This is a genomic window from Saccharopolyspora sp. ASAGF58 (genome assembly GCF_012277335.1).
In the GTDB taxonomy this organism is placed as follows: Bacteria; Actinomycetota; Actinomycetes; order Mycobacteriales; family Pseudonocardiaceae; genus Saccharopolyspora; species Saccharopolyspora hattusasensis.
Window position 1 is genome coordinate 535,538 of the sequence record NZ_CP040605.1, and the last position, 14,120, is coordinate 549,657.

Consider the following 14,120-nt stretch of genomic DNA (forward strand, 5'->3'; position numbering starts at 1 on the left):
AGTCAGGCGCCGACGACGGCGAGTTCTTCCTCGATCGCGGCTTCCAGCCGCTCCCGGACCTCGGGCACGGTGATCTTCTGCAGCAGCTCGCCGAAGAATCCGCGCACCACCAGGCGCCGGGCCTGGTCCTGCGGGATGCCCCGGGCCTGCAGGTAGAACAGCTGCTCGTCGTCGAACCGGCCGGTGGCGCTGGCGTGCCCGGCGCCTTCGATCTCGCCGGTCTCGATCTCCAGGTTCGGCACCGAGTCGGCCCGCGCGCCCTCGGTCAGCACCAGGTTGCGGTTGAGCTCGTAGGTGTCGGTGCCCTCGGCCGCGGCCCGGATCAGCACGTCGCCGATCCACACCGAGTGCGCCGAGTCGCCCTGCAGCGCGCCCTTGTAGAGCACGTTGCTGCGGCAGTTCGGCACCGCGTGGTCCACCAGCATCCGGTGCTCCAGGTGCTGGCCGGCGTCGGCGAAGTACAGGCCGAGCAGCTCGGCGTCGCCGCCCTTGTCGCCGTAGGTGATGGTGGTGTTGACCCGCACCAGGTCGCCGCCGAGGGTGACGGCGAGGTGCCGGAACACCGCGTCGCGGCCCAGGCAGGCGTGCTCGGAGCTGACCTGCGTGGCGTCGTCGGCCCAGTCGTGCACGGACACGACGCGCAGCTGCGCGCCGTCACCGGCGACGAACTCGACGTTGTCGCCCAGCGTGCCGGAGCCGCGGTAGTCGATCACCACGACGGCCTCGGCGAACTGCTCTGCGCGGACCTGCAGGTGCCCGAAGGCCACCTGGCCCGCACCCGGGCCGTGCACCGTGATGGTGATCGGGTCCTCGGGCTTGGTGTCCTTCGGGACCGTGACGACGGTGGCCTCGGTGAAGGAGCTCCAGGCCTGCGCGGCGACGCGGTCGGACGGGATGCCCCCGTTGCCGATCCGCGCGTCATCGCGGCCCACGGTCTCCACGGTCGCGCCGTCGCCGGTGACCTCGACCTTGATGTTGCCGGTGGCGGTGGCGGTGCCGTCGTGCAGGCCCTTGAGCCGCTTCATCGGCGTGAAGCGCCAGTCCTCCTCGCGGCCGCCGGGCACCTCGAAGGCCTCGACGTCGTAGGACGTGAAGCGCGACCCGCGGGAGGACTGCGGGATGCCCGTGCCGCCCCCGTGCGAGTGCTCGGTGAGGCCGTTTTGGGCAGCCAAGGGCTGCGAGTCCGTCTTGGTGGTGCTCATCTCAGCCGACGGCCCCTTCCATCTGCAGCTCGATCAGGCGGTTCAGTTCCAGCGCGTATTCCATCGGCAGCTCGCGGGCGATCGGCTCGACGAAGCCGCGCACGATCATCGCCATCGCCTCGTCCTCGGTCAGGCCCCGCTGCATCAGGTAGAACAGCTGGTCGTCGCTGACCTTGGACACGGTCGCCTCGTGGCCCATCGACACGTCGTCGACGCGGACGTCCACGTACGGGTAGGTGTCGGAGCGGCTGATGGTGTCCACCAGCAGCGCGTCGCACTTGACGTTGGACGACGAGTGGTGCGCCCGCTTCGCGACCTTGACCAGGCCGCGGTAAGAGGTGCGGCCGCCGCCCCGGGCGATCGACTTGGACACGATCGTCGAGGAGGTGTGCGGCGCCAGGTGCTCCATCTTCGCGCCCGCGTCCTGGTGCTGGCCCTCGCCGGCGAAAGCCACCGAGAGCACCTCGCCCTTGGCGTGCTCACCCATCAGGAACACCGACGGGTACTTCATGGTCACCTTGGAGCCGAGGTTGCCGTCGACCCACTCCATGGTGGCGCCCTCTTCGGCCTTGGCGCGCTTGGTGACCAGGTTGTAGACGTTGGTCGACCAGTTCTGGATCGTCGTGTAGCGGCAGCGGCCGCCCTTCTTGACGACGATCTCCACGACCGCGGAGTGCAGCGAGTCGCTGGAGTAGATCGGCGCCGTGCAGCCCTCGACGTAGTGCACATAGGCACCCTCGTCGACGATGATCAGGGTCCGCTCGAACTGGCCCATGTTCTCGGTGTTGATCCGGAAATAGGCCTGCAGCGGGATGTCCACGTGCACGCCCGGCGGCACGTAGATGAACGAGCCGCCCGACCACACCGAGGTGTTCAGCGCGGAGAACTTGTTGTCGCCGGCCGGGATGACCGAGCCGAAGTACTCCTTGAACAGCTCCGGGTGTTCCTTGAGGCCGGTGTCGGTGTCCAGGAAGATGACGCCCTGCTCCTCAAGGTCCTCGCGGATCTTGTGGTAGACGACCTCGGACTCGTACTGGGCGGCCACACCCGCGACGAGGCGCTGCTTCTCGGCCTCCGGGATGCCCAGCTTGTCGTAGGTGCTCTTGATGTCCTCGGGCAGGTCTTCCCAGGTCTGGGCCTGCTGCTCGGTGGAGCGGACGAAGTACTTGATGTTGTCGAAGTCGATCCCCGACAGGTCGGCGCCCCAGTTCGGCATCGGCTTGCGGTCGAACAATCGCAGCGCCTTGAGCCGGGCCTCCAGCATCCACTCGGGCTCGTCCTTCTTGGCCGAGATGTCGCGGACGACATCCTCGTTGAGGCCACGACGCGCACCGGCGCCCGCGACGTCCGAGTCGGCCCAGCCGTACTCGTAGCTGCCGACGCTGGCCAGGATTTCGTCCTGGCTGAGCTGGCCGTTGCCGGTGGACGCCGTGGTGGGTGTGCGCTGCTCCGCAGCGGCAGTCATACGGACTCCCCTCCATCAGGAATCGGGGCGGTGTTCTGCCGGCCCTTCGGGACCGGGTCGGCAGAGGTCTGGACGGTGTCCGAGGTGTCTCCACCCGGATCCGCGAACCGCGCGGTTGGTACGTGCGTGGTGCAGGCCGCGTCACCATTCGCGATGGTGGCCAGCCGCTGCACATGGGTGCCGAGGACTTCGGCGAACGCCGCCGTCTCGGCCTCGCACAACTGCGGGAAGTCCGCAGCGACGTGCGCCACCGGGCAGTGGTGTTGGCAGAGCTGCTCGCCGCTGCCGACGCTTCGCGTCGAGGCAGCGTAGCCCTCCCTGGTGAGCGCGTCGGCGAGAACCTCCGCGCGCTTCGCCGGGTCGGTCGCGGCCGCCAGCACCTCCCGGTGGTTGGCCACCAGTGCGGCGATCCGCCGGTCGGCGAACTCGCGGACCGCTTGCTCCCCTTCGTGCTCGGCGATGAACCGCAGCGCCGCCACCGCCAGGTCGTCGTAGGCGTGCCCGAACCGCGCCCGGCCCACCTCAGTGAGCAGGAACAGCTTTGCGGGTCGGCCACGACCGCGACGGCCCCGCGGGGAGGCTTCCCGGGTGTAGGCCTCGCCCTCGGCGACCAGCACGTCGAGGTGCCGGCGCACCGCGGTGGGGCTCAGCCCGAGTTCGTCGGCCACCGCCGCAGCGGTGATCGGCCCCCGTTCCAGCAGCAACCGCGCAACCGCGTGCCGGGTGCGTCCGTCGCCGTACGAGGCAGCACCGTGCTGGGCCGCGTGGCCCTCGATGCCTGCCACGGTGCCCATCTCTGGGGCAGGCGCAGACGTCCCGACGTTTTTCACAACACAAATGTTACCTATTTCGTCTCGGGGCACCAGAGCGCGGGGCGCCCGCGTGAGCTGACTCACGCGATTACCCTTCGTCGTCGTGGCGGCAGTCGAATCGAAAGACCCAGCGCCCGCAGGTCCCACCCCGGGCCCTGCGGAGCCGAAGCCCCTGGACCGCACCGAGCGGCGGCAGCTCGACGTCGTCCGCCGGTTCGGAACCACCGGCTCGCTGATGCTCGCGGTAGGCGCGATCGGCGCCGGGGCCGCCCCGGTGGACAACCCGCTGTCCGGCGCCCGCCTGATCGGTCTGCCCGTCCGGATCCCGACCGTCGCGATGGCCAGCTGCTGGCTGGGCATGCTGATGATCGTGATCGCCTGGCTGTGGCTGGGAAAGCTCTGCTGGCCGGGCCGCGGCCGGATGCTGTCGGTCACCCAGCTGGCCCGCACGCTGGCGATGTGGGCACTGCCGCTGGCTCTGGCCCCGCCGCTGTTCAGCACCGACATGTACAGCTACCTCGCGCAGAGCGAGGTGGCCGCCCGCGGCTTCAACCCGTACGTGCTGGGCTCGGCCGCCGCGCTGGGCGTCGACCACCCGTTCACCGCCAACGTGCCCAACATCTGGCGCGACACCCCGTCGCCGTACGGGCCGCTGTTCCTGATGTTCGGCCAGGTGATCTCCCGGATCGTCGGCGACAACGTGGTGTTCGGGGTGCTGGTGTGGCGCGCGGTGATGCTGTGCGGGCTGGCCCTGGCGATCTGGGCGATCCCCCGGCTGGCGCGCCGCTGCGGGGTGCACCCGGCAGCAGCGCTGTGGCTCGGTGCGGCCAACCCGATCGTGCTGTTCCACGTGGTCAGCGGCATGCACAACGAGGCGCTGATGGTCGGCATCATGCTGGCCGCCATCGAGCTGGGGCTGCGCTACCAGACCGTGCCGGGCACCATCGCCGCCGGCGTGCTGCTGACCATCGCCGGGGCGATCAAGCCGCCCGGCTGGATCGCGCTCGGCTTCTTCGGGATCTACCTGGTGCTGCGGCGCGGCGGCCGGTTCCGCGACCTGGTGCGGTTCGCGGCGCTGCTGGCGGCGGTGTTCCTGGCCACCATGACGGTCATCACGGTGGCCAGCGGCTGGGGGCTCGGCTGGATCGACACCTTCGACGTGCCCAACCGGGTCAAGACGTTCATGGCGCCGCTGACCGCGTTCGGCATGACCGGCGGCGGCCTGAGCACCCTGCTGGGGCTGGGCAACCAGACCGACGCGATGCTGGTCATCACCAAGATCATCGGATACCTGATCGTCGCCGCGATGTGCCTGCGGATGCTGTGGCTGTCCTTCCGCGGCCGCATCGAACCGCTGGCCGCGATGGGCATCACGTTCCTCACGCTCGCGCTGGCCGTGCCGGTGCTGTGGCCCTGGTACCTGCTGTGGTCGGTGGTGCCGCTGGCGCTGTCCACCAACAGCAACCGGTTCCGCATCACCGCGACCGCGATCTGCGCCGCGGTGTCGCTGCTGGTGCCGCCGACCGGGGCGGGTTTCGTGCTGCGCGCCTACCAGATCCCGTTCGCGGTGATCGCCGCCGCGATCGCCTTCGCGATCACGCTCTGGCTGGTGCGCGGCAAGGTCCCCGGCCTGCTGCCGACCCGCGGCGGTGTCCGGCCGGTCACGCAATAGGCTTGGATGTCGTGAGCAACGCCGACAGCCCGGCCGTCCTGTTGCGGGGGCTGAAAAAGCGCTTCGGCGACACCGTCGCCGTTGCCGGACTCGACCTGTGCCTGCCGCGCGGCAGCGTCCTGGCGCTGCTCGGGCCCAACGGCGCGGGCAAGACCACCACCGTCGAGATCTGCGAGGGCTTCCAACGCCCGGACGACGGCGAAGTGCGCGTGCTCGGGCTGGACCCGCGCACGCAGTCCGAGGCGTTGCGGCCGCGGATCGGCGTCATGCCGCAGGGCGGCGGCGCCTACCCGGGCGTGCGCGCCGACGAGATGCTGAACCTGATCGCCTCCTGCGCCGCCGACCCACTGGACCCGGCGTGGCTGCTGGACGTGCTCGGCCTGGACGGCGCCCGCCGCACCCCCTACAAGCGGCTCTCCGGCGGCCAGCAGCAGCGCCTGTCGCTGGCCTGCGCCCTGGTCGGCCGCCCCGAGCTGGTGTTCCTCGACGAGCCCACCGCAGGGCTGGACCCGCAGGCACGGCGACTGGTCTGGGACCTGGTCGGCGCGCTGCGCCGCGACGGGGTGAGCGTGCTGCTGACGACCCACCTGATGGACGAGGCCGAGGCGCTGGCCGACCGGGTGGTGATCGTCGACCACGGCCGCGCGGTCGCCGACGGCACCACCGCGGAGCTCACCGAACCCGAGGACGGCAGGCAGGAACTCCGGTTCCGCTCCCAGCCCGGGCTGGACCTGAAGCTGCTGCTGGCCGCGCTGCCGGAGGGCTGCGAGGCCACCGAGCTGCGCCCCGGCGACTACGTGGTGCGCGGCGTGGTCGACCCGCAGGTGGTGTCGACCGTGACCGCCTGGTGCGCGCAGCACGGCGTGCTCGCGCAGGAACTCCGGGTCAGCCGCCGCAGCCTGGAGGACGTGTTCCTCGAATTGACCGGACGGGAGCTGCGATCGTGAACGCCGAGACCAACGCTCCCGCCCAGCTCGGCGCCCAGTTCCCGCCCGGCACCTTCGCGCCGAAGCCCGGCCGCGGCAGCGCGGGCCGGATGCTGGCCGCGCAGACCAGGGTCGAGGCGCTGCTGATCATCCGGCACGGCGAGCAGGCGCTGCTGACGCTGATCATCCCGCTGGCGCTGCTGATCGGGCTGAGCACGCTGCACATCGGCACCCTGCCGGAGCCGCGGGTGAACTCGGTGATGCCGCGGATCCTGGCGTTGGCGGTGATGTCCACGGCGTTCACCGGGCAGGCCATCGCGCTCGGCTTCGACCGCCGCTACGGCGTGCTCAAGCGGCTGTCCGCGACGGCGCTGCCGCGCTGGACGCTGGTGTCCGGCCGCGTCCTGGCGACGCTGCTGGTCGTCGCGCTGCAGGCGGTCGTGCTGGGCGTCGCCGCGGCGCTGCTGGGCTGGTCGCCCGCGCTCGCCGGGCTGCTGCCCGCCATCCCGCTGCTGGTGCTGGGCACGCTCGCCTTCGGCGCGGCCGGGGTGCTGGCCGGCGGCTCGTTGCGGGCCGAGATCGTGCTCGCGCTGGCCAACGCGATCTGGTTCGTGCTGCTGCTCGCCGGTGGGTTGGCGCTGCCCGCGAGCGAGCTGCCCGGCCCGGTCGGTGCGGTCGCCGGCTTCCTGCCGTCCGGTGCCCTCGCGGAGGCCTTGGACGCGGTGCTGGTCAACGGCGCCCTGCCCGGCGTGCAGCCGGTCGCGGTGCTGGTGGCGTGGGGCGCGGTGTGCGGCGCGGTGGCGATCCGGACCACCCGTCTGACCTGATCCGGACCACCCGTCTGAGCTGATCCGGACTGCCCTGCGGATGGGCGGTTTCGGCGGCGTCCTACCATCGAGTGCGTGCCCACGGCCTCGATGACTTCCCGGATCTCCCGCCCGTCGCCGCGCGTTGTGCGCGGTCTGGCCATCGCGGTGCTGGTGACGCAGGCGCTGATCTCGGTGACCGGCGTGATCGTCCGGGTGACCGGTTCCGGGCTCGGCTGCCCCACCTGGCCGCAGTGCTTCCCGGGCAGCATGGTGCCCGTCGAGCACCCCGAGGTCGCGACCCTCCACCAGGTGATCGAGTTCGGCAACCGGCTGCTGACCGGCGTGATCGGGTTCATCGCGCTGGCCTGCCTCCTGGCCGCGTGGCGGTGCCTGCCCTACCGGAAGCGGCTGGTCCGGCTGGCGCTGATCATGCCGCTGGGCGTGCTCGCGCAGGCGATCATCGGCGGCATGACGGTGCGCGTCAACCTGGCGTGGTGGAGCGTGTCGATGCACTTCATGGCCTCGGCGGTGCTCATCTGGCTGGCCACGATCCTGGTCAAGGCGACCACCGAGGGCGACCGCGAGCCGGTCGGCGTGGTGCCGCCGCCGATGCGCAAGCTGCTGGCCGCCCTGGTCGTGGTCACCGCGGCCGTGCTGGTCCTCGGCACCCTGGTCACCGCTTCCGGGCCGCACGCCGGCGACCCGGACACCCCGCGGCTGAACCTCCCGGTGCCGACGATGGTGCAGACCCATGGCCTGCTGGTGATGGCGTACGTGCTGCTGCTCGCGGTGTTCGGCGTGTGGCTGCGCAGCGCCCGCCCGACCAAGGCGCTGCTGAAGACCTACGGCGCGGCGTGCGTGCTCGTGCTGGTGCAGGGCGGGATCGGCTCCGTGCAGTACTACCTCGGCGTTCCCGAGGCGATGGTGGTTCTGCATGTGCTGGCGGCGACGCTGGTGATCATCGTCACCGCGATGCTCTGGTGCGAATCCCGTTACCGCGGCCCGCTGCCGGAGCCGACGCCCGAGGCCACCGCCAAGGAATCCGTCGCCGCCTGAACCGGCCGGACTCAGCCGAGGATGCCCGCCACCCGCTCCGGCTCGCTCGAACCGGCATCAAACCGATCGACCGATGCCGGGCATCCCCCAGCGCGGTGCCGGTCAGAAGCGCAGCTTGGGTTTGCCTTCGCGTTCCCAGCGGCGCCACAGCTCCGGCATCTCGCCGGACAGCCACCGGTAGAACTCGTTGACCGTGCGCAGGCGGCGGGCCCGTTCGCCCTGGCCGCTGAACATCCGCAGGCCCTGCGCGGTGAGCTCTTCCAGCGCGGTGACCCGCTCCATGCGCTGGCGCACGAGCGCCGGCCAGCGGTCCTCCTCCACCTGGTACAGCGCCGCCTCGCGGCCCTGCCGGGTCGTCTTGGAGATCACCCCGAGCCGCATCAGCAGCCGCACGTTGGTGCTGATCGATCCGGTGCTCGCGGCCAGCGCGTGGGACAGCTCCGCGGCGGTGCGCTCCGGCGGGTCGCAGACCAGCAGGAACGCCAGGATCCGGCCGGCGATCAGCGGCATGCCCTCGGTGGCCTCGAAGTGCGCCGCCATCTGCTCGATCCACTCCGACATGGCGGGCCGGTCGGTGCGCTGCAAGTAGTCGGACACGACGACTCCAAATGATCGAGTTTAGTCTCCGCTGAAAACATAAACCACGGCGAAGGATTCGACCAAGCAGCAATTCAAACGCGTGTCGGACATCCAGCGCGAGACGCGCGGCGTCACCGCGCCCGGGGACCGGCCATCTTCCGCCGGTGCGCGGGCCCGATCTTCAGCGCCGCGACCGTCTCGCCGTCCCATTCGTGCGGCGACAGCCCGTCGACGGCCTCGACGAGGGCCTCCCCCGCGGCCACGTCGGGCACCATCACATCGCCCATCAGGCCGTCCTCGCCGATCAGCACGATCCGGGCACCCGTCCGCCCCAGGTTCTCCACCACCGCCCGCGCGGACCCGCCGTGCGCGGCGACGAACGCCGTCGCCACGGCGATCGCCTTCGGCGAAGGTGCGGTGGCCTGTTCGGTGTCCTTCTCGGCAGCCGTCATGCCCGGAATCCTAAACACGATTCACCACCGGGCGACAGGTTCGTTGCGCACGGCACCCGCGCGACCAGCGGGCGGTGCGACGGGCATCATTTCGGCTGTCGGGTGCTTCCGGGGGAAGATCGGACCGAGGTGCGGAGTTGCACCCGTCGAACGACGACAGGCGGAGGAGAGAGCATGCGCGCGATTCGCGTGGCGGCGAACGGCGGACCCGAGGTCCTGGAGTACAGCGAAGCCGAACTGCCCGACCCGGGGCCCGGCCAGTTGCTGGTCGAGGTCGCCGCGGCCGGGGTCAACTTCATCGACACCTACCAGCGCAGCGGGATCTACTCGATGAAGCTGCCGTTCACGCCCGGCTCGGAGGGTGCGGGCAAGGTCGTCGCGGTCGGCCCCGGCGTGACCGGCTTCGGCGTCGGCGACCGCATCGCCTGGGCGATGGTCCCGGGCAGCTACGCCGAGCGGGCGCTGGTGCCCGCCGACAAGGCGGTGCGGGTGCCGGACGGGGTGGACGACCAGACGGCGGCGGCCGCGCTTCTGCAGGGACTGACCGCGCACTACCTGATCACCTCGACCTACCCGGTGCGCACCGGCGAGACCGCCCTGGTGCACGCCGCGGCCGGCGGCATGGGCCTGCTGCTGACCCAGCTGGTCAAGTCGCGCGGCGCGAACGTGATCGGCACCGTGTCCACGCCGGAGAAGGAGGAGCTGGCACGGGAGGCGGGCGCCGACGAGATCATCCGCTACACCGAGGAGGACGTGGCCGAGGAGGTCAAGGACCTCACCGACGGGCGCGGCGTGGACGTGGTCTACGACGGCGTCGGCAAGACCACCTTCGACGCGAGCCTGGCCAGCCTGCGGCCGCGCGGCATGCTCGCGCTGTTCGGCGCGTCCAGCGGCCCGGTGCCGCCAGTCGACCCGCAGCGGCTGAACGCGGCGGGATCGGTGTTCCTGACCCGCCCGAGCCTCGCGCACCACATCCTGACCCGCGACGAGCTGGACTCGCGGGCCAACGAGCTGTTCGGCTGGATCGCCAGCGGCACCCTCAAGATCCGCATCGGCGGCACCTACCCGCTGCCGGACGCCCGCCGCGCGCACGAGGACCTGGAAGGCCGCCGCACCACCGGAAAACTCCTGCTCCTGCCGTGATTTTTCGACGCTGCCAAGATCTTATCCTGGTGTCGCTACGACCGTTTGAAACCTGGGGGCGAGGCAGGCCGTCCAGCGGGCCGCGCAGCGTCCGTTCGATGATCTTGTGCTGCCCTGCACGGACTCCGCCCATGACCGGCGTCCCGCTTGGCCGGGTCGAGCAGCAGCACCGGTACTCGTCGAACCAGGGCACAAACGGGCAACGCGAGATGGACGGACGGGCAACAACCTTGCCGCCCGACGTCAGCCTTACTGATAGTGGAGATGTCACAACCAAAATTGGCAAATGCCATCACGGTCACCAAGCCCCGCAACCTACGACACCCGCTGCGCTACCTACTGGCTACCATATCGAAACGATAGCGCGAACTAGCGCGACGTGGGCGGTTGAAAAATCTAAGGAACATTAGGCACAAAGGCTACTCATAGGCGGACATGGCACATGGAAAGACGGTAATGAAAACCGCCCTAATGTTTCCCGGCGCAGGGTCCTATTTCACGGATCCTTTCGCGCATTATTCGCGAGGACAGTGCATCGCCGCGGAACTCGCCGAAGAGATCGATGGGGTCTGCGCCACCTACCGGTGGCCGTCCGTCTTTTCCGTCACGGCCCAAGATCCTACCCATGACGGGTGGCCGCACGTGGTCGAGTTGCGCACCTACCACGCCCAACTCTGCTGCTGGCGAATTCTCGTGGAGGAGTGTGGTCTGTCCGCTGAAATTTTCGTGGGACACAGCTTGGGTGAGATCACAGCCCTGGTCGCGGCCGGAGGGTTCACCGTCGAGGATGGTGCTCGCCTGCTGTGCGAGCGGGCCGTTGTTCTGCAGGCTCATGCCCAGCCCACGGCAGCTACTGCGGCGTTCATGGTTTCCCCTGAGGAAGCGGAAGTACTCGCACGTCAACGCGACGGTGTCGTGGTGGCGGCGGTGAACAGTCCGACGCAGGGCATCCTCTCCGGGCCAGCCGAGGAGATCCAACGGCTGCTGCATCTCGCCCAAGCGCGTGGGATCTCGGCAACGCTTCTGCGCACCGGGCCGTATCCCCAGCACCACCCATGTCTTGGTGCTGCGTCCGAGCAGTACTTGGCGGAGGTCGGCGGGATTCGGCAAGAGCGACTGCGGACAGCCGTGCACTCGACGATCCTCGGGAGAAAAGTCTTGCCATCCGACGATCTAGCCCGCATCGCCGCGCTCCAAATGGTGGCACCGCTGGACTTCGCGCAGGCGACGACTGACCTGAGCGCGGCGGGAATTCAACGGTTCGTCGAGTGTGGCCTCAAAGACACGCTATCCAGGCTGGTCGCCGAGATATTGGGCGAGACCGTGTACGTCTGGGCGCCGTTCAGTAAACGCTTGGCGGACACCGATGTCCGCAGTATGAGAACCGATCTGGTCCTATCACAGGAGGAACATTGATTCCGGAATACGACACCTTGGTAGAAGAGTTGCGCTCGATGTACGCCACGGTTCTGGAACTCCCCTTGGAGGTGGTCACGCCGGAGGTAGACCTGGAAGCGGAATTCGGTATGGACTCTCTGCAGCATAGGCTCGTTCTGCATCGTGCTGCGGAACGTTGGGAACTGACGGCGTTGCCGGAATGTTCCGCTCCGGCGGCTCTCACGCCCCGTTCGGTAGCCGATATGCTGCGCCATGCCGACTCCGTGAGCGAGAAGGCCTGAACCTATGTCCATGGAGCCGGTCTGCTTGGTCGGGGCGGGCGTGGTAGTTCCCGGCTGCGAAGGAATCGAGGATCTTTGGCGGCGGGCGCAGGACGGCCCACCGGCGTTTGGATTCCCGGACAGATGCCGAAGCTACGAGGCGCTGTCATCAGCGGGTCCGGATGAGCCTGGTCGCGCTGCTTACGACCTCAGGTTCGGGGAAGTGGCCGCCACATCGGCGACCGGCTCGATTGATGGGCAAGCCTCGTTTGAACGCGGCGATCTTCAAGTGTCCTGGCTCCGTCGTTGTCTCACGCAATGCCTCAGTACGACGACGGAGCCGGCACCGCATTCACGGTCCGCGCTCTTCCTCGCCGCATCTACCGAAGCCAATCACGAACTGGACGCGGCCCTCGCCGCCGACATGGTCCTCGACGGCATGGTGGAACGTCTGCCCGCTGGCCGCCCTGAAGCTCGGAACGAGATCCGGCAACTCCTGCAGGAGGCGGACCCGTGCGCGGCCTCGCCGCACGGGAAGTTCCTTCCACACAAACAGGCCGAGCGAGCGGTGCATGGAATTCTCCCGGAGGACACTCCGATACTCGTAGTCGACAATATCTGCCCATCCGGCCTGTATGCTGTGGACCTGGGTGTCAAACATCTTCTCGATGGTTCCGTTGACATCGCTTTCTGCGGCGGTATGAGTTCGCACGGACCCCTGCGCCAAGTCTACTTCTCCGAAATGGGAGCACTGTCGACTTCTGGGCGGGCGCGAGCATTCGACGCTGAAGCAGACGGCACCTTGTTCTCAGAAGGCGCGGCCGTTGTGGTACTTAAACGACTCAGCGATGCATTGCGGGATAACGACACCGTGCTCACGCTCCTCGCAGGGTTCGGTGGGGCTTCCGATGGCAAGAGCAAGGCGATATTCGCGCCGAGCCAGGAAGGGCAGACCCGGGCCATGATCCGGGCTCGCAGCGTCAACAACGTGCCCGGTGCGCAGGTGGCGTGGATCGTCGGACATGGCACCGCTACCAGAGCCGGCGACACCACTGAACTGCACTCCATTGCCGCCGCGCATCCTGACGGCACACCTTGGGTGACCTCCAACAAGCCGCTGCTCGGCCATACGGGAATGCCCTGCGGCATTGTTTCTCTGATCCAGGCCGCCATGGGGCTGCACCGATCGACAGTTCCCCGACAGCCCAACCACAAGACGTTGCCCGAGCACGCTCTCGCACTTCCGGTGCGGATCCCTTCGGCCCCTGAACCGCTCATGCCCACCGCGACGAGCGGAGAGCCGCCGTTCGCAGGAGTCTTCGCATGTGGGCTCGGGGGTATCAACGGTTACCAACTCCTGCGCTCATTGGGGTCAGGCCCCCACGATGTTTCTTCCTCTCCGCCATCGCTGTGCGACGAGCTGGCACTCGTCAGCTGGACCGCCTTGGTGCCGGGACGCGCCGACGACTCTGCCGTCGCGGCACGGCTCTCCCGCGGAGACGCACCCAGCCAGGAACGCCGTTTCGAATCCCCCTACCCGATCCCGTCGTTCAAACAGTCCTTGATCATTCCCCAAATCGCGGCTCAATTGGATATGAGCCAGTTGTTGGCGATCGAACTGGTGAGCCGCCTCGGAGATGCGGGGAAGGACCACCTCTGGGAAGGGCTGGAAGAACGCATCGGTATCTTCGGTGCGCGTTACGGCCCAAGCCAGTCGGCCGCCGATTCCGCGGTCCGTTGTTTGGGAAGCAGCCTCGTCCGTTCGCTGGACGAAACAGCAGCGCAGGAGGCAGCGGACGCATACTTGCGGGAGCACGCCGCGAAAACGAGACCCGTCGGCCCCTACAGTCTCGTAGGACGGATGTCGTCCGCGGCGCTCGGCTGGGTGGCCAACCGCCGCGACTTCCACGGCCCCACGATGATGGTCGACGCTGGGCTGGCTTCCGGCCTCGCGGCGCTGCACACGGCAAGTTGCTATCTGCGGCGCGGCGAGGTCGACCTCGCTCTTGTGTTGGCATGGAACGCTGGCTGCATTGAGCAGGCCGCCCAATCTCTCGGCATTTCACCGCACGAGATCGCTGAGGGAGCCTTCGCGATCGCTCTCGCGCGACCGGAGACCGCTCGGGAGCGCGGCTGGCGAGTGCACGCACGAGTGCACACTGACTTCCGCGCTGAACGCACCGCGCGCGACTGGTCGCAGCAACCTAGTTACCTCGCCGCAGATGGGCTCGTCGCAGTACTGCGAGCCGTGCTCGAAGGTGAGCAGCCGCAACGATTTGGGGGCGCCGCAGCACCAAGTGTCAGCGTATTGCCCGGTCCTGAAGGCGGCTGAACCACAGGAGGCAT

Annotated in this window: 13 protein-coding genes; 8 read left to right on the forward strand and 5 right to left on the reverse strand. The window is 68.9% G+C overall.

All coding sequences use genetic code 11. The features are described 5' to 3' along the window. Positions 1–2: 2 nt before the first annotated feature. Genes sufD through FDZ84_RS02235 form a run of 3 tightly spaced genes read right to left on the reverse strand, consistent with a single transcriptional unit; the run spans position 3 to position 3,461 of the window. Complete coding sequence (gene sufD / locus FDZ84_RS02225) at positions 3–1,202, reverse strand: Fe-S cluster assembly protein SufD (protein ID WP_246868738.1); 1,200 nt, start codon at positions 1,200–1,202, stop codon at positions 3–5. 1 nt (position 1,203) lies between these two features. Continuing rightward, complete coding sequence (gene sufB / locus FDZ84_RS02230) at positions 1,204–2,667, reverse strand: Fe-S cluster assembly protein SufB (RefSeq protein ID WP_168584489.1); 1,464 nt, start codon at positions 2,665–2,667, stop codon at positions 1,204–1,206. Next, complete coding sequence (locus FDZ84_RS02235) at positions 2,664–3,461, reverse strand: metalloregulator ArsR/SmtB family transcription factor (protein ID WP_168584490.1); 798 nt, start codon at positions 3,459–3,461, stop codon at positions 2,664–2,666. The genes sufB and FDZ84_RS02235 overlap by 4 nt, the downstream gene beginning before the upstream one ends. A 121-nt stretch (positions 3,462–3,582) precedes the next feature. Here FDZ84_RS02235 and mptB point away from each other — a divergent pair, with 121 nt between their 5' ends. From mptB to FDZ84_RS02255, 4 genes are all read left to right on the forward strand, one after another. After that, positions 3,583–5,151 (forward strand): polyprenol phosphomannose-dependent alpha 1,6 mannosyltransferase MptB, encoded by a 1,569-nt coding sequence (gene mptB, locus FDZ84_RS02240; RefSeq protein WP_168584491.1) that lies wholly within the window; start codon positions 3,583–3,585, stop codon positions 5,149–5,151. Positions 5,152–5,162: 11 nt separating this feature from the next. Continuing rightward, the gene (locus FDZ84_RS02245) at positions 5,163–6,098 is read left to right on the forward strand and encodes an ABC transporter ATP-binding protein (RefSeq protein ID WP_168584492.1); all 936 of its coding nucleotides are present in this window, start codon (positions 5,163–5,165) and stop codon (positions 6,096–6,098) included. 89 nt (positions 6,099–6,187) lie between these two features. Beyond that, the gene (locus tag FDZ84_RS02250; protein WP_246869111.1) at positions 6,188–6,904 is read left to right on the forward strand and encodes an ABC transporter permease; all 717 of its coding nucleotides are present in this window, start codon (positions 6,188–6,190) and stop codon (positions 6,902–6,904) included. Between the two features lie 75 nt (positions 6,905–6,979). Further along, positions 6,980–7,942: a heme A synthase gene (locus tag FDZ84_RS02255; protein WP_246868739.1), complete on the forward strand. Its 963-nt coding sequence runs from the start codon at positions 6,980–6,982 to the stop codon at positions 7,940–7,942. 102 nt (positions 7,943–8,044) lie between these two features. Here the strand turns inward: FDZ84_RS02255 and FDZ84_RS02260 are convergent, their stop codons facing one another. Both FDZ84_RS02260 and FDZ84_RS02265 read right to left on the reverse strand, forming a co-directional pair. Next, a complete protein-coding gene (locus FDZ84_RS02260; protein ID WP_168584494.1) occupies positions 8,045–8,539 on the reverse strand; it encodes a GbsR/MarR family transcriptional regulator in 495 nt (164 codons plus the stop codon). A 113-nt stretch (positions 8,540–8,652) separates the two neighbouring features. Next, complete coding sequence (locus FDZ84_RS02265; protein ID WP_168584495.1) at positions 8,653–8,973, reverse strand: hypothetical protein; 321 nt, start codon at positions 8,971–8,973, stop codon at positions 8,653–8,655. A gap of 174 nt (positions 8,974–9,147) precedes the next feature. On the opposite strand from FDZ84_RS02265, the gene FDZ84_RS02270 reads away from it, so the two are divergent. From FDZ84_RS02270 to FDZ84_RS02285, 4 genes are all read left to right on the forward strand, one after another. After that, complete coding sequence (locus tag FDZ84_RS02270) at positions 9,148–10,116, forward strand: quinone oxidoreductase (RefSeq protein ID WP_168584496.1); 969 nt, start codon at positions 9,148–9,150, stop codon at positions 10,114–10,116. Between the two features lie 456 nt (positions 10,117–10,572). Beyond that, positions 10,573–11,532, forward strand: coding sequence for an acyltransferase domain-containing protein (locus FDZ84_RS02275; protein WP_168584497.1), 960 nt, complete (start codon positions 10,573–10,575; stop codon positions 11,530–11,532). Continuing rightward, positions 11,529–11,795, forward strand: a complete 267-nt coding sequence (locus FDZ84_RS02280) for a phosphopantetheine-binding protein (protein ID WP_168584498.1) — start codon at positions 11,529–11,531, stop codon at positions 11,793–11,795. The genes FDZ84_RS02275 and FDZ84_RS02280 overlap by 4 nt, the downstream gene beginning before the upstream one ends. A gap of 202 nt (positions 11,796–11,997) precedes the next feature. After that, positions 11,998–14,106 carry a beta-ketoacyl synthase N-terminal-like domain-containing protein gene (locus tag FDZ84_RS02285; RefSeq protein WP_371812758.1) on the forward strand — a complete coding sequence of 703 codons (2,109 nt, stop codon included), beginning with the start codon at positions 11,998–12,000 and terminating at the stop codon, positions 14,104–14,106. Positions 14,107–14,120 lie beyond the last annotated feature (14 nt).

What these genes read in the sequence shown, in the direction of transcription:
- FDZ84_RS02235 (WP_168584490.1), bottom strand. Translation starts at nt 3,461, where the DNA reads ATGGGCACCGTGGCAGGCATCGAGGGCCACGCGGCCCAGCACGGTGCT.
- FDZ84_RS02250 (WP_246869111.1), top strand. Translation starts at nt 6,188, where the DNA reads ATGCTGGCCGCGCAGACCAGGGTCGAGGCGCTGCTGATCATCCGGCAC.
- sufB (WP_168584489.1), bottom strand. Translation starts at nt 2,667, where the DNA reads ATGACTGCCGCTGCGGAGCAGCGCACACCCACCACGGCGTCCACCGGC.
- sufD (WP_246868738.1), bottom strand. Translation starts at nt 1,202, where the DNA reads ATGAGCACCACCAAGACGGACTCGCAGCCCTTGGCTGCCCAAAACGGC.
- FDZ84_RS02270 (WP_168584496.1), top strand. Translation starts at nt 9,148, where the DNA reads ATGCGCGCGATTCGCGTGGCGGCGAACGGCGGACCCGAGGTCCTGGAG.
- FDZ84_RS02275 (WP_168584497.1), top strand. Translation starts at nt 10,573, where the DNA reads ATGAAAACCGCCCTAATGTTTCCCGGCGCAGGGTCCTATTTCACGGAT.
- FDZ84_RS02265 (WP_168584495.1), bottom strand. Translation starts at nt 8,973, where the DNA reads ATGACGGCTGCCGAGAAGGACACCGAACAGGCCACCGCACCTTCGCCG.